Here is a 19,872-nt window from a genome sequence, read left to right on the forward strand (position 1 = left end):
ACGATGAGTAAGTGCTTCTCTCTATTAATTGGGCTTTCAGTATTTTTGATCAGTCACGGTGTGTTGGCAAATGAGCCAGTTACCGCCGAAAAGGTATTGCAGTCGATCTTAACCAACCACCCAAAATTGCTGGAATTAGAGGCCAAAAATGGTCAGCGTCTGCAGGATATGGCTTACGCTGAAGCCGCTTTCGATATTCAACTGGAACAAGACACGGCGCTTCGCACCAGCGGCTATTACAGCGGCGATTACTTGTCTCAACGGGTAGTGAACCCACTTGGTACTGCAAACGCTAAGTTCAAAGCAGAATACCGCATTGGTAACGGCGATTTTCCTTATTACGAGCGCGAATATGAAACCTTATCCGGTGGTGAGGTAAATATTGGTTTTGCAATGTCGTTATTGAAAAACCGGGAAACCGATAAAAAACGTATGGCGATAGAAGATGCCAAAGTAGGGCTTGCTCAGTGGGATGCAGAAGCGGCATTGGCACTCAACGAACTCGTGTACAACGGCCTTTCCGCATATTTGGACTGGTACGAAAGTCACCTTAATGAACAAATTTATGCTGCGCTGGTTCAAACCACGAAACGTCGCGGTAACGCCATCGATACTCGGGTGCGAGAAGGCGATCTAGCCCGCATTACCCAAACAGAATTTGAAGTAACGGTAATGCAGCGTGAATTGGCGTTACAGGCAGCCAGCCGCAAAGCCGCTCAAGCCAGAGAGAAATTAGCTTACTACTATCGCGACAATCAATTTCAGCCCATAAACAGCGCGCAGCTGAATGAAGTGCCAGATGCGATTGCTTGGCCGTGGCAAGCGGGAAGCGTTAACCCAGCATCGTTAAATGGTCTTATTCCGCGACATCCGGCGCTACAGAGCCTGCGCGCAGAGTGGCAACTGGCCAAAAACAAATACCGGCTGGCAGAAAATGCGCTTCTGCCTACCTTGGATATCGAAGCAAAAATAGCGCGAGACATCGGCAACGGCCCAGAAAATCTCACTGGCACAGAAAGCAAAGTGGGATTGCAGTTCTCCATGCCTTTAGGCCGCCGACAGGCAAAAGCTGAAGCCAGCAAAGCGTCATTAAAACTTCGCGAAATTGATGCAGTTATTCAAGCGACAGAAGATGCTCTCAAGCGCGATATGGCCGTTGGCTTGCAAGCCCTGCAATATGGTCAGAATATGTTGGTTCTGCAACAAAAGCAGGCAGCACTAAGCGAAGCGCTGTTTAGCCAGGAGCGGAAGCGATTTGAAATGGGCGACAGCGACTTGTTCCTACTCAATAGCCGGGAATCCCAAGCAATTTCCGCCAGATTAGATGCGGTAAAAGCAGAAATAGAAATCATGCGGGTGGTGTTAGCGGTATATTTTCAAACGGGTTTACTTGCCGACCCCTCTCTCATTGCAGACATGTAAAAAGCAGCCACCCCGAAGGGTGGCTTCCTCGTATCGTTGACGGGCACTGCCAACGATACAGAAATGCCGAGGGTACCCAGCATTTCCTGCGTGCTGAATCACAGCACTATTCAGCCACATCGGGTTAGTTAAGGGATAAACCGACACCAGACTAAATGCGTCTTAACAGCGCACCACCTTTTTACTCCCCGGAAATGACGAGTTCATGCGTTCTGCACTGGGCTATAGTAAAAATATCCGCAAATAAGATATCGATGTCAACACAAGCGTAACATTTTTTTAACGAAAGCGTTTGCTATTTAGCATGCGCTTGTGTCATAAAAAGACCTATGCACCGGTTTAACGAGTATCAGAGTACAGTACACTGGCAATCAATGAGGCGAGTTCCAACATAACGTTGTTAAACTATTATTCGCCCGAAAGATGACATCGAAAGACAGATAAAGCACCGTTCTGTCTTTATCCATATGGAGATACTAATGCGTGAGATTTTAATCAGCCTCGCCCCATTACTGCTGGCTTTTCAGGCTTATGGTTCGTTACTGCCCATCCCTGTTCCGGAAGAAAAAAAGGTACGGGTATTTGTAGTGACAGATGCAAAAAATGAAGCTGATGATCAATTCGCCATCGTGCATGCGTTGTTGTCACCAAAACTGGAAGTCAAAGGCATTATTTCCTCTCAGTTTGAGAACACATCTCTGCAAATGGGTCGGCCGGCAGGTTCAATGGAAGCGGGACTCAAAGAAATCAATCACATCCTGTCGCTGATGGATATTAGTGAAGACATTGCCGTTTACAGAGGTTTAGAGCTCGCGCTTGAATCTGCAAATGGGATTGAAAATGAAGCCGCCAGAGCAATTATTACTGAAGCAAAGAAAGACGACCCTCGACCGCTATTTGTCATTTCTTTTGGTCCCCTTACCGACATGGCTAACGCGCTGCTGCTAGCACCAGAAATCGGTGAAAAGGTCACTTCGGTGTGGATTGGTGGTGGCGATTATCCGAAAGGAGGTTGGGAATACAACCTTTCCAACGACCCCGTTGCTGCAAACGCGGTGTTTGCATCCAATGTAACCAACTGGCAAATTCCCCGAGCCGTCTATACCACTATGCGAACAAGCCTTGCTGAACTAACCGTTAAGGTTGCGCCCTACGGAAAAATTGGTGAGTATCTGGTTCAGCAGATGCACGAGTTCAACGCCTGGGCATCGGCCAGATTCCCCGATATTAATTGGCCTAAGGGCGAATCCTGGAGTTTAGGAGATAACCCGGCCGTTACAGTGCTTCTTGATGAACACGAATACGGCTATCGAGAACAAAGCGGCATACAATTCGCGAAAGAGAGTTTCGAGTATGAGCAGCATGATGAATTGAAATCGTTTCGCGTCTATACCTTCGTTGACCCTCGCTTTACCCTGGAAGATATGTTCAGCAAAATTCAACTGTTCGACCAGTTAGACAAGCAACCGCGGAAATAATCAGCTACACCTGAATAATGAACTTACACACAAACATATTAAATTTTGAGCCGATTGGGCTTACAATTGCAACGAATAAGAATAATTTATGAGGGAGTTGTGTGTACTCCCATTGCCCTGCTATTGGAAAGTGAACAATGAGTAAAGCAACAATTGGCGACGTGGCAAAGGCCGCGGGTGTTTCGAAGAAAACCGTATCTCGGGTATTGAATAACGAGCCCGGTGTTCGTAAAACCACCCAAGATGCCGTTAATGCCGCCATCAAAAGTCTGGACTACGTACCAAATCTGAACGCCAGACGTTTACGCACTAATCAATCTTACCTGATTGGTGTGCTTTACATTGACTATCCGAGCAACTTTTACGGCAGCCTCATTCTTAACGGAGCCATAAAAGCCTGCGACAAACTCGGTTACGACTTGCTCATACGCCCTTTTGAAGGTGGCTACGATGCACAAATGATTTCCGCAGCACTGAAGCACATGGTTGAACGCTCTAATGTCGACGGTTTCATTGTTGTGCCTCCGTTGTGTGAAGACGAATCGGTTATCCAAGCGCTGCAAGAAACCGATACTCCCATCGTAAAAATTGCCTCTCTAAATCAAGACAGTCATATCTCTATTCACAGCGACGAAAAGGCAGGCGCTCAGCTAGCAATTGAGCATTTGGTCAATCTTGGGCATAGCAAAATAGGCTTCCTGAATTATCTGGTGGGTCACGCTGCTGGTAAATGGCGTTATGAAGGGTATAAAGAGGCGCTTGAAAAGCACGGTATCGAAGAGAATGCCAACCATGTGTGTCAGTTTCGTTATGGCGAAACCACCCTGGAACAAGCCTGTAGAAAGATGTTGAGTCAAGCCGACAGACCCACCGCCATTTTTACAGCCAACGATTCATCTGCTGCAGTGGTTTATCGTATTGCATCCCAACTTAAACTGCGCATTCCTTACGACTTGAGTGTGGTGGGCTTCGATGATGACCCCGCTGCGATGAATCTTTGGCCACCGTTGACGACTGTCAGTCAACCGGTTGCAGAACTGGGTTATAATGCCGCTACCATTCTGATAGAGCAGTGCATTCGTCATAAAGCGAAAGTCGCACTGCCACTGTCGCTACCCGAGCTGGTGATTCGAAACTCTACCGGCCCATTACCGGAATAAGTGTGCCATTACGATCTGAAAGCCAGCTAGAAACAGCGCTTCAAAGAAGAAAACGACATCAACATATTACCAGTTGGGTGATGGTAACCAGTGTGCTGTTACTCACTGGTATATTTACCTACACAGCACTGAATTTTGATGCGTTATACGACCCCTACCGCAGTGTCTACCCTCGACTGAGTACGGTATTTTCGCCACTAAATATGGTGGTTATCACTGTGCTTGCCTCGGTAAATGGCTTCAGTATTTATAAACTTCGTCATGCGAAGGCACAGCTCGCACTCAGTGCCTACATGCTTGTGGCGGGCATGCAAGCAAACAATGAATCCCATCCCGCGTTTCTCAATGATTTTCTTAAAGCCGCAGGGCTGCCACTAAACTATTCGCTTTCTATGGTAAAGAAAATGAACATGCGACATTTTATGTCATCTTCAGGGGCAATTAATCGCGCGATTCGCCGTCATGAAAAAGAATGGATTGCACTTAGCAAACAGGCTTGAGTGGAGAAATGAAGGCGTGTAAAGCGCTGTCACAACGTAAGCTGTGACAGCGCAGTATTATCAGCTAAGTCCCAAGTGGCTAGCATGAAATTGCAGGTGTTCGTCAATAAACGAAGCAATGAAGAAATAGCTGTGATCGTAGCCCTCATGCATATTCAGAGTAAGTTGCGTGTCACTCTTTTGCGCAGCGTTTATAAGCGCCTGAGGCTTCAATTGCTCTTCAAGAAACTGATCCGCTCTGCCCTGCTCTACCAGCAGCGGAATATAATGCTGCTTCTGCGCCAGTAATACTGAAGCATCATACTCACGCCAGGTCGATTCATCGTTACCAAGATAACCACCAAGGGCTTTCTTACCCCACGGGCAATCCGACGGATTTGAAATCGGGCTAAATGCCGATACCGATACATACTGCTCAGGATTCCGTAAACCAATTACCAGTGCGCCATGGCCGCCCATGGAATGCCCGCTAATGGCTTTTTCACCGGTTACTGGCAGATTAGCTTCCACAAGTGCAGGCAGCTCTTTAGTGATGTAATCGTACATCTGGTAATGCGAACTCCACGGCGCCTGTGTCGCATTCACATAGAAACCTGCCCCAAGGCCCATGTCGTAAGCCTGATTGTCATCGTCTGCCACTCCCTCTCCCCGAGGGCTGGTGTCGGGCGCGACAATCGCCATGCCAAGTTCTGCCGCCATTTTCATTGCGCCGGCCTTCTGCATAAAGTTTTCGTCTGTGCAGGTAAGTCCAGACAACCAATACAGCACAGGCACTGGGTTTTCTTTGCTGGCAAATGGCGGTAAATACACCGCGAAAGTCATTTCGCAGTTTGTGGTTTCTGCTGCGTGACGGTAACGACAATGACGTCCACCGAATGCGCGATTCTCACTAATAAGTTGCATAAATTTCTCTATATTGCGGCTAAATATTGCTAAATCCCGATTTCACAGTAAAGGGTGTAATGGATTTTAAATCAACATCGTTTACACTAACGGCCAAATTTCAGAGGTAAATAACAATGCTTAAAACGGTTGGCTATAATCTGCGTGGCACTGTGTCAGTGCTTGGCTACTTTTTCAATACTGTTTTCTGGTTTATCCCGATTTTTATCTTATCGCTGCTCAAACTACCGCCAATTGCACTTTGGCGCCGCGTGGTCTCTTACCCACTGGACGCGTGTGCAACCGCGTGGATAGGTGTGAACAACCTGAACCAGCGCCTGCTGAGCAGTACGAAATGGACGGTAAACGGAATTAGCACATTAAAACCCGACGACTGGTACCTGGTAGTGGCCAATCATCAGTCCTGGGTAGATATTCTGGTTCTCCAACGGATTTTCAACCGCAAAATTCCATTTTTGAAGTTTTTCCTAAAACAAGAACTCATCTGGGTACCGGTACTTGGACTCGCCTGGTGGGCGCTCGACTTCCCGTTTATGCGTCGCTACAGCAAATCGTTCCTGGCGAAAAATCCGCATCTAAAAGGCAAAGATATGGAAACCACTCGGAAAGCCTGCGAGAAGTTCAAATCCAAGCCTGTCAGCATCATGAATTTCGTTGAAGGAACGCGGTTTACAGTAGCCAAACATCAGCGACAACAATCTCCCTTCACGCATTTGTTGAAGCCGAAAGCCGGTGGCATCGCATTTGTGCTTAGTGCCATGGGCGAGCAGTTACATAAACTCATAGATGTCACCATAGATTACCCCGGGGGTGTGCCTAGCTATTGGGACTTTGTGTGCGGTAAGGTGAAGGAAATTCGTGTGAATGTGGCAGTAACGCCCATTAAAGAAATCATTGAAGGCGGCTTTTTCAACGACACGTATTTTTCTGATCCGGCGCAAAAAGCGCGATTCCAACAGTGGTTGAATGAGCGCTGGAAAGCGAAGGATGCCCACCTTGACGCATTAAACTCAACGCAGGCTCCGCTATGAGAAAGCTGTTAGCCCCTCTAATATTTCTCATTCACACACCGCTTCAGATCTTTAACCTAGCTTTCTGGGCGTCGATCATAATCGTATGCGGAATATTGAAACTGGTATTGCCGTTCCCGGCGATTCGTACACTTTTGATCAGCATCATGCACCCGGCTATGCAGGCGTTTGGGGCATGCAGTGTGCTGCTGATTAAACTTTTTAATCCGGTCACAGTAGATGTGCGTATCGATGGCACCTTATCGCCACGCAATTGGTATCTACTGATATCAAATCACCTGAGTTATCTGGATATTGTTCTGCTGATTAATTTATCGAAGGGTCGTATTCCCCCGCCCAAGTTTTTCCTTAAAAAAGAGCTTATCTGGCTACCCTTTGTCGGTTTGGGTGCATGGGCTCTGGAAATGCCGTTTATGCAGCGATATTCGCGCAGTTATCTAGAAAAGTATCCTCATCGAAAGGGGCAGGATATTGAAACAACCCGACGATCTTGCGAAAAGTACAAGGCACAACCAACAACCGTCATTAATTTCGTTGAAGGCACGCGTTTTACTGCCGTGAAACATAAAAGTAAAAAAAGTCCGTTTGCTCATTTATTGCCACCAAAAGCAGGGGGTATCGCATTTACTCTTGCTACCATGGGCCACCTTTTTACTAACTTGCTGGATATCTCGTTGTTATACCCTGGCGACGTAAAACACCCAATGATGGCAATGTTGAGCGGTCAGATGCGGCGTATCATCATCGACGTCAATGTACTCGATGTGCCAGAAGCAGTCCGGGGGGATTATTTCAGCGATGACGCATTCCGCGGCCGGTTTCAAACCTGGCTTAACGAATTGTGGTCAGAAAAAGACACTCGAATTCACCAGTTACTGGAGCCCTGAACGTGCAAATTGCATCTTCGATCAGAGAGATCTTCGTCCATACTGTTAAGGACATTTTTCCCGACCTCACCACAGACACGATTCTCTACAACAGTCTTGGTATCATTGCGATATTCATAGTCGCTCTCACGTTCTATGTGATCAGTCGCGTGATCCTGAAAGTGCAGGTGGCGATGTTGGTAAAGAAAAGCCGCAACAGTTGGGATGACGCACTGTACAGCCACGGTTTCTTCCGGCGACTAACTCACCTGGTGCCCGCACTGGTCATCTTTTTGCTCACCCCCGTACTGATAAACGAAGACAATCTGATATACGGCTTCATGCTTAAAGCTTCTCTGCTTTACATGATGCTCACCGCCCTACTCGGTATTTTTGCTTTATTAAATACCGTGCAAGACGTCTACAACGCGTCTTACCTGGCGAAGCGCGCTTCCATCACCGGTTTTATTCAAGTTGCTAAACTCGCTTTTTCAGTGATTGTTCTTTTACTGTGTATTTCGCTGGTGGTGAACAAAAGCCCGCTCATCATCATGTCAGGCTTAACCGCACTGGCTGCGGTGTTGCTATTGATTTTCCGCGATACCATTTTAGGGTTTGTAGCGGGGATCCAAATCGCTGCCAACCGTATGTTTAATACCGGAGACTGGATTCAAATTACCAAGTTTGAAGTAGACGGTGAGATCCTTGAAATTGGTCTGACAAACGTGAAGGTTCAGAACTGGGATAAGACCATTTCCACATTACCGAGTTATTCACTGACCACAGAAGCGGTAAAAAACTGGCGTGGCATGCAGGAGTCTGGCGGTAGACGCATCAAACGCGCGGTGTATATCGATATTCATTCGGTAAAACTGTGCGATGCAGACATGCTGGATCGATTTCGCCATATTCGTTATATCACTGAGTATATCGACAACAAGGTCAGTGAGTTGCAGGCATATCACAAAGACAGTTCCATCGATGAAACCGATTTATTGAACAAACGCAGTATGACGAATATCGGGACGTTCAGGGCCTATCTTGAATCGTACCTGAAAAAGCACAAAGACATTAATCAGTCGCTTTACCTGATGGTTCGCCAACTGCCACCGAACGAACTGGGATTACCACTGGAAATCTATTGTTTCAGTAGCAAGAAAGAGTGGGTGCAGTATGAGAAAGTTCAGGCTGATATTTTCGACCACATTCTGGCTATGATGCCCATGTTCGGATTGCGCGCTTACCAACGCGATAGCCACTTAATGAACTGGGACCCGTTCGCTAATGCGCCCCATCCGGGCATTCAACACAAAGCCGATGTGACAGAATCGGACAATGAAACAGAAAAAAGTAGCGAACGATAATTTGCTAACTGTCAGATACAAAAAACGGCGCTTTCTGCGCCGTTTTTGATATGCGAAATATTCAGAGTATGGCGTAAGCCATCAATACACAGACCACCAGTCCAGATACGCCAAAAAAGCCATACTCCACTTTTTCCTGCATGCCCTCAGCACCGGCTTTGGCTGTCATAAAGCCCATGATGATGCTGGCTAAACCCAGTGCAAATGCCATCACACATGCACCGAAACCTACTGCTGTAATCCACTCGCTCATATTCTCAAACCCTTAGATTCATTTCGTTACAACTCTGCGCTGTTCAGAGCATTAACGAAAGGCATAAACTGAACACTTATTATGCATCAAATTTTACTTATTGCGTAATCTAAATGCATTGCTAACCCGGTTATTTGATCTTGGTCAATTACGCTAATTAGTTCGTCATTTCACTAATTCTCAGTTAACGAATAACCTATTCAGTCCGATAAAAACACCCTAAGCAGCTGAATTAAAATGAAAATTAAAATTGGCCTCAGCATTGCTATCTAAAGCGAAACACACAGTAAAACCAATAGCCTCACGGCACCATATACATTTTAAAGGATGACATCATGAAGAAACTTGCTGCTATTGCCATTGCCACTGCATTAACTACAACCCCGGCGTTTGCCGATATCGGGGCAGGCAGCTGCGATATCAGCATGCAGGGCGACGTGAGCTGGCAAAAAGGCGTATTAACACTGAACACGCCTGACGACCAGGAAATTGTCATTACCCCTGCCCATCACCTTTCGCTGAATGGTCAAACGGTTTCTCTAAACAACAGCCAACAACAATATGTCACCCGTTATTATCAGCAAATTGAAATGGCCGTACCGATGACCCTGAATATCACCTACGATGCCTTGGAGTTAGCTGGCGGCGCCATCAATGAGGCATTCGGCGAATTACTGGGAGCAGATAACGGACTTGTTGAAGATCTGGATGAAATGTTTACCGACCTGCGCACCGAAATGAACACTCACTTCTATGACGAAGACGGAGAAATGCGCATTTCCAGTGAAGATTTCGACGATAACGGTTGGGTTTCTGAGCGCTGGGAAGACAAGTACGAAGAAAAAGTGGAAGATATCATCGCTAACTCAACGGGTCGTCTACTCATCGCTGTAGGTAAGGCCATGCTGGCAGGCGACGACGATTTTGAAGAATTCGAACAGCATATGGAAAATTGGGAAGAAGACTTCGAGCAACGGGTTGAAGCCAAGTCTTCTGCCATCGAGGCCCGTGCAGACGAACTATGTGAAATACTGAAAAAAGCAGACTACGCAGAAAACAAAATGCAGAAGCATATTCCTGGCCTCGAAAGCCTGAACATGCTGACCATCGAACGCGGTGAAGAAATGCTGATGTAGTGGTTATTTTTGGCCAGGCAGCCTGCGAACGATTTAATGCGTTTGTATGCTGCCGATATTTACCATTGCTGGATGCACTGACAATTACTGCGAAATGTCTTGTACAAACGATACCTTATTACCTTCGGGGTCTGAAGCCTCAGCCAACTTAATTACCCCAGGAAATTCAATTATGTCGCCGATGGGTAAGCCGTTTGACTCGCAAAAATGGTGATGCTTATCAGAGAAAACGGCTAGTGCTTTATGAGATTAGGTTGGCTTTTTGTTCATCAAATTCTAAATGCTGCATGATTAAAAAATATACCGTTTTTAATCACCTTACAATGTGTTTAATGTGAGGATCAGCTAACACCACTCAGCACTCCTTTACTGAATTGGCGATCTCCAATGGGCTGTTTGTCAGCACAGTTAGCGCCTCGGCTTCTGAGGTACCGGCATCGTACAGGCTAGCTTGTTTGGTAATGCGAAGCGGCGTTTTCTGTTTCACAGATACTGGTAGTGAAAGCAGAAACAAACACACAAACGCGATCATGCTGGAAATTATTGGGCAAGACGGTTTTAATGTAGTCTTCATTTCCACCATTGAGCGAGCTGAACAATGTCACAGGCATCTGCACCACAAAACGTACCACAGTCCGGCATCACCCTGTGTGGCTGTGGGTGGTTGGGTAAACACTTTGCCCGTTCGGCATCTGCTATGAAAATACTCGGTACAACGCGCTCTGAAAATAACGTCCCTGAACTCAGAGAGCTTGGCGTGTCGCCCTTTCTCTTTTCTCTCGGAGATGATCTACTGGAACTGGCGACGCAAAGTGGTAACAACGCCGTGATCCTGAACATTCCGCCTGGCCGCAAGAAAAAGTTGGACGAATCCTTTGTTACCAATATGAAGCAACTCATGAGCAGTCTTTTGAACGCGGGGGCCAATAAGCTTATTTTTATCAGTACCACATCGGTTTTTGGTGATGCCGAGGGAGAACTGGACACGACTGCGGCGGTATCTCCCGTTACCGACTCAGGTAAGGCTCACTGTGAACTGGAAAAGTTTCTGATTGAAATGGAAAGACCCAATATTCATGTGCTGCGATTGTCAGGCCTGGTTGGCCCAGACCGGCACCCTGCCAAGTACCTGGCAGGAAAGGAACTGAACAAAGGTGAGCAAGCGATAAACCTGGTACATATTGAGGATGTGGTGTGCGCCCTTCACGCCATTTTAGCGTGCGGTTCGAGCCAGCCCGGTGCCCTCATGCAATTATGCGCCATTAACCACCCTCGTCGTGACGAGTATTACACCTGGGCGTGTGAAAAACTGGGATTAGAACCCCCTGAATTTACCGCAAATACAGAAAAAGGAATCGGTGGGAAAAAGATACTCAGTGAGATGTACTGGAACATGCTGGGGCTGAAACCGAAGTTTGCCAGCCCCTACGATATGCTTTAACCAGCCTTAAAAGAAAAGGCTGTGGCCGAAGTATTTCAAGGCAACGGTATTGATGAATACCGCCAGTAGGATAACCGGAATGAACGTACCTACTGAAAAATCCACATACTTCTCGAAGAAGCTACCTTTGTAATTTTCAGCGCCTTCATCCAACGCTTTATTAAAATTCACTTTCTTCCATTTGTAAATCACGAAGATACAAATTAAGAAACCGTTCAACGGCAGAATAGTGTCGTAAAACACATCGTAAATCACATCAAAAAATGACTTACTCTGTCCCGCATAACTCACAAAACTCGACAAGAATGCGTTATAACCAAACGATAACGCCGACAGCACGGCCAGTACCACCATCATGAGGCCAAGAATGAACAGGGCTTTCTTCCGCCCCATGTCCTTCTCGTCCATCAGCGCCGCCACTGGCACTTCAAAAATAGAAACCAGTGATGTAATAGCGGCGAAGAAAACCTGCAGGAAGAACACGGCTGCCACGATACTCGCGCCGGTGTAACCGAACGAATCTTGCAGTGCGAGGAAAATTTGCGGCAGGAAGCTGAATATCATGCCGATAGACGATTCGCTCAATTGGCTAGGATCGGTATTCGGGTCGAAAGAGAAAATTGCAGGGAGAATCATCAGACCGGCAATAAAAGCGACCGCCGTGTCGGTAAGTGCCACCAGCTTTGCTGAGCCCGGAACATCGGAACGATTATCAATGTAGCTGCCATAGGTAATCATGATACCCATACCCAATGACAGCGAGAAGAATGCCTGGGAGAGCGCACCGTTTATCACGCCAGCGTTAATTTTGTCGAAATCTGGGATAAGGTAGAACTCAACACCCTTCATGGCGTTATCTTGCGTTAAAACGAATATCACCAATGCCACCAGCATGGCAAATAGCGTGGGCATGAGTACTTTCGCGGCTTTCTCGATACCGTCTTTCACCCCGCCTTGCAGGATCAGATACACCACCGCCAATACGCCGGCCATGTAAATAAAAATTCTCTCGCTTTTAATAAAGTTACCGAACGTTTCAGGTTCGGCGAGCACCGCTAAATCGCCGGTGACAATCTCGTACAGATAACCAAAAATCCATACCGTAATAACCAAATAAAACACGGCAATCATGAATGGCGTGATAACGGATAACCAACCCGCGAGTTTCCAGCCCGTCGAATTCCCGCTGATGACACGATACGCCCCCAGAGGGTCTTTCTTGGCATGACGCCCAACCGACATTTCTGCCAACATGACAGGTAAGCAGATCGCCACAACAAAAATGGCGTACATCAATAAAAACGCGCCGCCACCGTTTTTAGCAGCGCCAACAGGAAACCCAACCAGGTTACCAATACCGACTGCCGATCCAGCTGCTGCCAGAATAAATCCGATGCGCGATCCGAACTGTTCTCTCGCCCCGCTCATATCATCTTTCCTCTTCACTTATTGTTATAATCGGGTGGTGATGATTTTTTGTGTTGTTTTGTTTACCACACGTGTTACGGCCGTTTTTAATAATTTTATGGCCTCACCTTCCCCACACTGCTTACACTCGCAAGTTTTTGGCAAGTTCGCAAACAGTAACGGCGAATAGTATCAGCGTCCCTGTGTAAAGTCTCGCATCAGTCAGCTGGAATGGCCTGTTTACGCGGGGTGTGGCGAATATTTACGCTACCAGTCGATAGGCTTATGTTGCCAATCTGTAAAGTAGGGAGAGTGAGCGGGCGTGACGTTATCGAGAAACGCCATTAATCGCTCTGCGGTAAAGTGAGGGGTAAACAGTTTGCCTTTGGGGACATTGGCTTGGAAAGGTTGAGATAACCCACTATCGACGGTGCCGGGATGATAGCTAACCAGTGCGGTGCCCTTGCTACGTCTTGCATATTCCACGGCAGCTGTTTTTAGCATCATGTTTAACGCGGCCTTGGAGGCCCGATAGCCATACCAACCGCCGAGCTGATTGTCCGATATGCTGCCAACCCGTGCACTCAGACAGGTTATCGAGCTATGCTCATCTGCCATGCATCCCACCAGATTTTTCACCCAAAGGGTGGGAATAATGGTATTCACCGCAAAGTAGGCCATGAGTTTGTCGGCAGATAAATCTTCCAGCTTTTTCTCTGGCTGTAAATTTACCCCGTCGACGTCGCCGTGCAATACACCAACGGTGCATACCACTCGTTGAAATTGCACGCCTTGGGATTTCAATTCTTGTAACCACGTACCAACAGCTTTATCGTCACCGGTATCCATCGTGATGGCCCGCACATTTTGTGCAGTCTCAGGGGTGACAGAGGCATGGCGAGCCACAGCGTGTATTGTGTCTTCAGGAAAACGGGAAGCAAGCGCCGCAGTGAGGGCCTGACCAATGGCGCCGCCTGCACCTATTACCATATGCGCCATTGTCATTTCGAATCCTCTGGAAGATTGCAGGAGCCGCTGTCGCAGGTTCGTCGTTTGCCTGTCAGTAGATATGAAATGGTGTAACGATGTTTAGCAAACCAGTTATAGCCCATATCGGCAATGGGTCTAATAATCGGCCAACGCAATGGGGCGTACAACCAGCCTTTGCCAACGGCCTGCCAAACGGCATGGGTTGCATCTAAACCTGTGACAAACTCACCATTGTCTCGTTGTGCATGAATACGATTATTAAGCGCTTGCCAGTCTAACGATGGGTAGCGTTCTGTAAAACCAGGCTGATTGATATCAACCAGCTCAATACGGTTATGGTGGTCTCGTTTCTTCAGGTGCGCCATTTCAGCGCAGCATAATGGACAATAACTATCGTAGAAAATAATCATTCATTTCCTCCGCTTCCCGGAAACCCAGGGTAGATGAATTACGATTAGTTTAAACGGGCCTGCCTTTGCGGGGGATTAAAAAACCGTAACAATAGGTTGAAGTTGAGAACGATAGTAACCACATTATAGCAATTGAAATCTTACAGGAGCTTAGAATGGCGTCCATTGAAACAGCAACCCTCGGCGGCGGTTGCTTCTGGTGTATTGAATCGGCTTTTAATAGTGTTGACGGTGTGGAAAGTGCCATTTCCGGTTATGCCGGCGGTCACGTCGAAAACCCAAGCTATGAAGCGGTGTGCAAAAAAGATACAGGGCACGCAGAAGTGGTTCGCGTTGAGTTTGATAAAGACAAAATCAGTTACCGAGAAATTCTGGAAATTTTCTTTGCCTTGCATAATCCCACTCAGGTAGACAGACAAGGCAACGATGTGGGACCTCAGTATCGCAGTGCGATTTTCTTCCATTCAGAAGCGCAGAAACTTGAAGCGCTGAAGATCATTACTGAAATCAATGAAGAGCAAATTTGGCCAGATCCAGTTGTTACCGAAGTCACTGAAATTAACAACTACTACCCAGCTGAAGATTACCATCAGAATTATTTTAAGAATAATCCGCAAAATCAATATTGCGCAATGGTGGTGGCGCCCAAGCTGGCGAAATTCAAAAAAACCTTTGCTGAGCGCCTACGCTAATTAATAGTTATGATTTTTGACGTGGTTCATCCACGTCGACAAAACCACCGGTTTTCTTACGATTTAATCACCCCCAATTATTGTGTGTAAAATCGTCTGAACCGGTGGTTTTTTGTTTGCACTATTTACACAGTCACAGCGGCGCAACGCGCTTTTTCAAGTACGAAAAAGACATTAAAAATCATTCATTCTTCTCGCAGCCAGCGCTATAAAAGGGCTTCAGCGAATTAACGTGCAGTGCGGTATACCCTTTGCAATATCTCTAGTAACTTTCAAGACTGCACGGACCACACGGGTGGCGCAGTCATCATTTATGAACTGGAGAATTTTATGAGCACAAGTAACGTCGCTACATTTACTGCACCGGGTATGAAGAATGAATCTGCTGAACAGGCTATTGCCGTTTTACAACAGCGCCTGGTAGCCCTACTCGACCTGCAACTGACTCTGAAGCATATCCATTGGAACGTGGTTGGCCCTAACTTCATTGGCGTACACGAAATGCTGGACCCACAAGTAGATGGCGTTCGCGACATGACAGATACCATTGCTGAGCGTATCGCTACCTTGGGTGGTGTGCCAGAAGGTACGCCGCAAGCTATCGTAAGTAAGCGTTCTTGGGATGACTATAAACTGGGTAAAGACCTGGTGATGAATCACTTAGCTGCGCTGGATAAAGTGTACAACGGTGTAAACGCCGATCACCGTGCCGCTATCGAGAAACTTGAAGAACTTGATGCTGTTTCAGAAGATATGGTGACGGGTCAGTTAGCCGACCTGGAACAATATCAGTGGTTTGTCCGTGCTCACCTCGAGTCAGCAAACGGCGACCTTAGCCAGTAACATTCTTCAAGTGAGGTAATATTGAATTACAGTATTACTAAACTGGTAAAAAATGGGCGCCCAGTGAAGGGCGAACAGATTGGATTTTGTTTAAAAGCCATTACCTCGCGGTAATGGCTTTTTTTATTTTATGTAGCAGTTACCTTTAACGGGAAACCTAAACAGTACTGAATTTGACGATTATTCAAACCATTGTGGATTAATTGGCGTGGAGAACAACAATGGCGCCATGGATTCATAATTTTCCCGATTTGATTCACAGCGAATGTTCTTCAGATAATTTTCTTTCCACGGATCATTAATCATCCACAGCGTGTCTGCCAGTACCGCGATTCCTTCAATTGAGGCGTTGTCCATAATCTCCGTAGCCTCACACCCTTCTACACCATTGTCAGCGGGAGCGATAAAACTCAGCGCCACACGCTTCGCGGCTTTGTCTGCAGCCGTAGAAATAACCCACAATTCATTGTCGTTTCTGGCCGCTGCCAACAGGTAGCCTTCTCCAGAATCTGTTGTGTAATACGTCATGCCATTTACAGGGTGATTTCCGCTATCAAATTGAGGCAAGTTTAGCCCGGGGTCTAACACCGAGGCATAATCAGTGGTTTTCCAAAACGCATCAGTGAATGTAAGGGAAAATACCCGTGGCTGGCCATTTGCGTCTTTCTCTAATCCCAAATAAAGCTGGTTATTTGGCCCCATCGCGAGCCCCTCTATACCATCATTAGGGTAATCACCCACACCAAGTTCTATTGCAAATTGGAGTGGTCTGACGCCGGTCATGGTGGTGCCAAATTCATTTTGCTCAAGTCGCACAAGTAGCGAGGGATAATCTGTAGAGCCTGAATTCTGGTAGCGTTTCTGACAACGGGTCGAAAGCGCGCCTGTTCTGGTGGCATCTTCCGTTACGGTATAAAACACGCCGGGCTGAATGGGGTCAGCAACAAGCGCTTCCAGGTCCGGCTCATCTGCCAAATAGCCGGCAAAGCAACTGCGACGCACCACGGTACCTAAGCGCATCTTTTCTGATTCACTTTCCACCGTTGATGATTCAGGGTTAATAAAATGCAATCGGCGTTGCAATTCCGCATTAGCACTGGCATCAGAAAGTGTGACCAATTTATCTTCGAACACGGTTAAACCCGAAGTTTGAGGGTCTGTCATCACCTCATCATTACCGCCTTTTATCCAGTTACCCGCAACTTGCAACGATACCGGTTTTTGCTCAGGCTCAATCATCGGCGGTTGCTCGCTGCATGCTGTTAACAGCAATACGGCAACGCCTGTAGCACCTGAAATCTTAGTCATGATGTTTCCTTGGTATTCTGCAGTTTTTCTACGTCAGCAGTGGCGAAATCGCTGAACACATAGTGCGCGTAGTGCATAAGTCGCTGACATTCAACCGGCGCTCACGGCACTTATTGTGCACCATGATATAAAATCCGCGGTTGTGTCAGCAACAATATGAAACACAAGCAATGGTCCAAATGCTACAAGATACGGTAACATACGTTGCTGAAAGTACTTTTACTCTATTCACAGGAGCTTCTTCCCGCTATGTCGTCACTGCCACTGGTGATCGCCGGACCACTTTTACGTCATACTCATCAGAATGGTTTTGTATTGTGGTTAGTTACCCGCGAACGCACCGCGATTAACGTTACGTTGAATGGCGAAGGTACGCCCACTCAATCACACACCATTCAAGCGGGCAAACACGCTTTTGTTACATTACTTGAAGTGAGTGTCGAAGACGGACTTGAAGAAGCAACACGCTACCACTATGGGCTCGAATTCAACAACGATGCGCTTAACGGTGAATGGCGCAACGAGTGTGAAGAACTGCTTTTTGCACAACAGCAATCACTGAGTTTTGTCTGGCAATCAACGCTCACCAATGTCCTGCATGGCTCTTGCCGAAAACCCCATCATCATGAAACCGATGCGCTGATTCGGGTTCACGACCTTATTCAATCTGAGTTTGATGGAAATGCACAACGGCCAGACATGCTGTTGCTCACCGGCGATCAGGTTTATAGCGATGATGTAGCCGGGCCCATGCTAATGGCTATTCAGCAAGTTATCGCAGAACTCGGACTTTTTGGTGAAGCCTTAGAGGGGGCCGTGGTTTCTCACAGTGATGAACTGCCAGATCATGAGTTGAATTTCTATCGTCGTGACGACCTGCTGCCCAAAATTGCCATGAACACCGCGTTGTCGAAACTGTTTTTTGGTGCCAAGAAAAAGCCGGTGTTCACATCGGTAAACGCCAAGAATCACCTCATCACTTTCGCCGAAATTTTTGCCATGTACCTTCTGGTTTGGTCACCGGTAATGTGGCGACGCGCCACCATTCGTAGCAATCAAATTCAGGAAGCCTTTCGCGCTCAGTTTGATCAGGAACAACAAGTTTTAGACGGCTTTATCGAAACACTTCCGCAAATACGCCGCGCTATGGCGCACATACCTGTGTATATGATTTTTGATGACCATGACGTCACAGACGACTGGAATCTTACCCGGGGTTGGGAAGAGGAAGTATATGGACATCCGCTATCTCGACGGATGGTAGGTAATGCGTTAATGGGCTATTGGCTTTGTCAGGGCTGGGGCAACCAGCCGGATAAATTCAGAGCTGTGGCAGAGGAAGCCGGTGAGGTATTTACTGCCAAGGGCATTGAGCAACATGATAGTTTCATCAACACATTGTTCGATTTCAGCGAATGGCACTATACCCTTGAGACATCGCCTCCGGTTTATGTCATGGATACCCGCACCCAACGCTGGCGCTCGGAGTCCAGTTTGAATAAGCCCAGTGGCCTGATGGACTGGGAAATGCTGTGTGAATTTCAGCAAGCACTCATTGGCAAAGAAGCGGTGATTGTGGTGTCGGCAGCGCCCATTTACGGGGTAAAAGCCATAGAGGCTATTCAGAAAGTTTTCACTTTTTTCGGCAAAGCGCTCACCGTAGATGCTGAAAACTGGATGGCGCACAAAGGCACCGCGAATGTCATTTTGAACATTTTTCGCCATTATCGTACGCCGCCTGAATTCATCATCCTTTCCGGCGATGTGCATTATTCATTTGTATACGATGTGCGCCTGCGTTTTCAACGTAACAGCCCGCATATTACCCAATTCACGTGTAGTGGCATTAAGAACGCCTTTCCTGACGGCTTATTAAGCTGGCTGGAACGCATCAACCGCTGGCTTTATGGACACAAGTCGCCACTCAACATCTTTACCCGGCGACGGAATATGTCGGTGCGCTCCCGTCCACCCGCAGGCTTGCACGGCAAAACACTGCTTAATCAATCTGCCATCGGACAACTTGTTTTACACGAGAACGACACCATTGTAGTGTGCAAAGCATTGTGTAGTAATGGCGATACGGTAGAATTCCCGCCCCGAAAAGAGGATTAGAGGTCAAGCAATGAGTGATTCAGCCCTGTCTATCGGTTTGTTCTATGGCTCCACCACCTGTTATACAGAAATGGCCGCAGAGAAAATCGAAGCACAGTTAAATGAGATTTTTGATGCTCCGGTAGTCAGCGTTTTCAACATCAAAGATACTGCGCTCAGTCAGGCTGAAAATTTTGATATTCTCATTTTTGGTATCTCAACCTGGGACTTTGGTGAGCTTCAGGAAGACTGGGAGTCCAGTTGGGAAGATGTTTACAAACTGAATTTGCAGGGCAAAACCGTTGCACTTTACGGTTTAGGCGATCAGTACGGCTATGCAGACTGGTTTCAGGATGCCCTGGGCATGCTGCATGAAGCATTATCGGGCTCAGGTTGCAGATTCATTGGATACTGGCCTAATGAAGGCTACGAATTTGCTGAATCTAAAGGGCTTACCGAAGATAAATCACAATTTGTAGGCTTAAGCCTGGACGATGAAAATCAGTATGATTTGTCAGAGCAACGCATCAATCGCTGGTGTCATCAGTTACTTGATGAGCTGGCCAGCGAATGA

The 19,872-nt window shown here is 47.0% G+C and carries 20 protein-coding genes; 13 read left to right on the forward strand and 7 right to left on the reverse strand.

Annotated features, from left to right (window positions below; translation table 11 throughout):
* Positions 1–3: 3 nt before the first annotated feature.
* From ACXAGX_RS00170 to ACXAGX_RS00185, 4 genes are all read left to right on the forward strand, one after another.
* Positions 4–1,422, forward strand: coding sequence for a TolC family protein (locus tag ACXAGX_RS00170; protein ID WP_474835930.1), 1,419 nt, complete (start codon positions 4–6; stop codon positions 1,420–1,422).
* 479 nt (positions 1,423–1,901) lie between these two features.
* On the forward strand, positions 1,902–2,900 hold the full coding sequence (locus tag ACXAGX_RS00175) for a nucleoside hydrolase (RefSeq protein ID WP_474835931.1): 999 nt from the start codon (positions 1,902–1,904) through the stop codon (positions 2,898–2,900).
* A gap of 137 nt (positions 2,901–3,037) precedes the next feature.
* Complete coding sequence (locus ACXAGX_RS00180; protein WP_474835932.1) at positions 3,038–4,060, forward strand: LacI family DNA-binding transcriptional regulator; 1,023 nt, start codon at positions 3,038–3,040, stop codon at positions 4,058–4,060.
* Positions 4,061–4,062: 2 nt separating this feature from the next.
* A complete protein-coding gene (locus tag ACXAGX_RS00185; protein WP_474821570.1) occupies positions 4,063–4,560 on the forward strand; it encodes a hypothetical protein in 498 nt (165 codons plus the stop codon).
* A gap of 60 nt (positions 4,561–4,620) precedes the next feature.
* On the opposite strand, the gene fghA is transcribed toward ACXAGX_RS00185, so the two are convergent.
* A complete protein-coding gene (fghA, locus tag ACXAGX_RS00190) occupies positions 4,621–5,463 on the reverse strand; it encodes an S-formylglutathione hydrolase (RefSeq protein ID WP_474835933.1) in 843 nt (280 codons plus the stop codon).
* A gap of 116 nt (positions 5,464–5,579) precedes the next feature.
* On the opposite strand from fghA, the gene ACXAGX_RS00195 reads away from it, so the two are divergent.
* Genes ACXAGX_RS00195 through ACXAGX_RS00205 form a run of 3 tightly spaced genes read left to right on the forward strand, consistent with a single transcriptional unit; the run spans position 5,580 to position 8,724 of the window.
* On the forward strand, positions 5,580–6,494 hold the full coding sequence (locus ACXAGX_RS00195) for an acyltransferase (RefSeq protein WP_474821577.1): 915 nt from the start codon (positions 5,580–5,582) through the stop codon (positions 6,492–6,494).
* Positions 6,491–7,381, forward strand: a complete 891-nt coding sequence (locus ACXAGX_RS00200) for an acyltransferase (RefSeq protein ID WP_474835934.1) — start codon at positions 6,491–6,493, stop codon at positions 7,379–7,381. Before ACXAGX_RS00195 ends, ACXAGX_RS00200 begins: the two co-directional genes overlap by 4 nt.
* 2 nt (positions 7,382–7,383) lie before the next feature.
* Positions 7,384–8,724 (forward strand): mechanosensitive ion channel family protein, encoded by a 1,341-nt coding sequence (locus ACXAGX_RS00205; protein ID WP_474835935.1) that lies wholly within the window; start codon positions 7,384–7,386, stop codon positions 8,722–8,724.
* 61 nt (positions 8,725–8,785) lie between these two features.
* Here the strand turns inward: ACXAGX_RS00205 and ACXAGX_RS00210 are convergent, their stop codons facing one another.
* Positions 8,786–8,977 (reverse strand): hypothetical protein, encoded by a 192-nt coding sequence (locus tag ACXAGX_RS00210; RefSeq protein WP_070127639.1) that lies wholly within the window; start codon positions 8,975–8,977, stop codon positions 8,786–8,788.
* 335 nt (positions 8,978–9,312) lie between these two features.
* On the opposite strand from ACXAGX_RS00210, the gene ACXAGX_RS00215 reads away from it, so the two are divergent.
* A complete protein-coding gene (locus ACXAGX_RS00215; RefSeq protein WP_474835936.1) occupies positions 9,313–10,113 on the forward strand; it encodes a DUF2884 family protein in 801 nt (266 codons plus the stop codon).
* A gap of 355 nt (positions 10,114–10,468) precedes the next feature.
* Here the strand turns inward: ACXAGX_RS00215 and ACXAGX_RS00220 are convergent, their stop codons facing one another.
* Positions 10,469–10,687 (reverse strand): hypothetical protein, encoded by a 219-nt coding sequence (locus tag ACXAGX_RS00220; RefSeq protein ID WP_474835937.1) that lies wholly within the window; start codon positions 10,685–10,687, stop codon positions 10,469–10,471.
* A 24-nt stretch (positions 10,688–10,711) separates the two neighbouring features.
* Here ACXAGX_RS00220 and ACXAGX_RS00225 point away from each other — a divergent pair, with 24 nt between their 5' ends.
* The gene (locus tag ACXAGX_RS00225) at positions 10,712–11,554 is read left to right on the forward strand and encodes an NAD-dependent epimerase/dehydratase family protein (protein WP_474835938.1); all 843 of its coding nucleotides are present in this window, start codon (positions 10,712–10,714) and stop codon (positions 11,552–11,554) included.
* A gap of 6 nt (positions 11,555–11,560) precedes the next feature.
* On the opposite strand, the gene ACXAGX_RS00230 is transcribed toward ACXAGX_RS00225, so the two are convergent.
* The 3 genes from ACXAGX_RS00230 to ACXAGX_RS00240 form a co-directional block, all read right to left on the reverse strand.
* Positions 11,561–12,982, reverse strand: a complete 1,422-nt coding sequence (locus ACXAGX_RS00230; protein WP_070127649.1) for a sodium-dependent transporter — start codon at positions 12,980–12,982, stop codon at positions 11,561–11,563.
* Positions 12,983–13,228: 246 nt separating this feature from the next.
* Positions 13,229–13,966, reverse strand: a complete 738-nt coding sequence (locus ACXAGX_RS00235; protein ID WP_474835939.1) for an SDR family NAD(P)-dependent oxidoreductase — start codon at positions 13,964–13,966, stop codon at positions 13,229–13,231.
* Positions 13,963–14,361 (reverse strand): thiol-disulfide oxidoreductase DCC family protein, encoded by a 399-nt coding sequence (locus tag ACXAGX_RS00240; RefSeq protein ID WP_474835940.1) that lies wholly within the window; start codon positions 14,359–14,361, stop codon positions 13,963–13,965. The genes ACXAGX_RS00235 and ACXAGX_RS00240 overlap by 4 nt, the downstream gene beginning before the upstream one ends.
* A gap of 155 nt (positions 14,362–14,516) precedes the next feature.
* Between ACXAGX_RS00240 and msrA the strand changes: the two genes are divergently transcribed.
* Positions 14,517–15,053 carry a peptide-methionine (S)-S-oxide reductase MsrA gene (msrA, locus tag ACXAGX_RS00245; RefSeq protein WP_474821610.1) on the forward strand — a complete coding sequence of 179 codons (537 nt, stop codon included), beginning with the start codon at positions 14,517–14,519 and terminating at the stop codon, positions 15,051–15,053.
* A gap of 330 nt (positions 15,054–15,383) precedes the next feature.
* Positions 15,384–15,896, forward strand: coding sequence for a DNA starvation/stationary phase protection protein Dps (gene dps / locus ACXAGX_RS00250; protein ID WP_474821613.1), 513 nt, complete (start codon positions 15,384–15,386; stop codon positions 15,894–15,896).
* Positions 15,897–16,076: 180 nt separating this feature from the next.
* Here dps and ACXAGX_RS00255 read toward each other — a convergent pair whose 3' ends face one another.
* Positions 16,077–17,204, reverse strand: a complete 1,128-nt coding sequence (locus ACXAGX_RS00255; RefSeq protein ID WP_474835941.1) for a hypothetical protein — start codon at positions 17,202–17,204, stop codon at positions 16,077–16,079.
* Positions 17,205–17,453: 249 nt separating this feature from the next.
* Between ACXAGX_RS00255 and ACXAGX_RS00260 the strand changes: the two genes are divergently transcribed.
* Both ACXAGX_RS00260 and fldB read left to right on the forward strand, forming a co-directional pair.
* A complete protein-coding gene (locus ACXAGX_RS00260) occupies positions 17,454–19,319 on the forward strand; it encodes a metallophosphoesterase family protein (RefSeq protein WP_474835942.1) in 1,866 nt (621 codons plus the stop codon).
* Positions 19,320–19,329: 10 nt separating this feature from the next.
* Positions 19,330–19,872, forward strand: a complete 543-nt coding sequence (fldB, locus tag ACXAGX_RS00265; RefSeq protein ID WP_474821623.1) for a flavodoxin FldB — start codon at positions 19,330–19,332, stop codon at positions 19,870–19,872.

This window comes from Alteromonas sp. ABV4_515, from assembly GCF_056160345.1.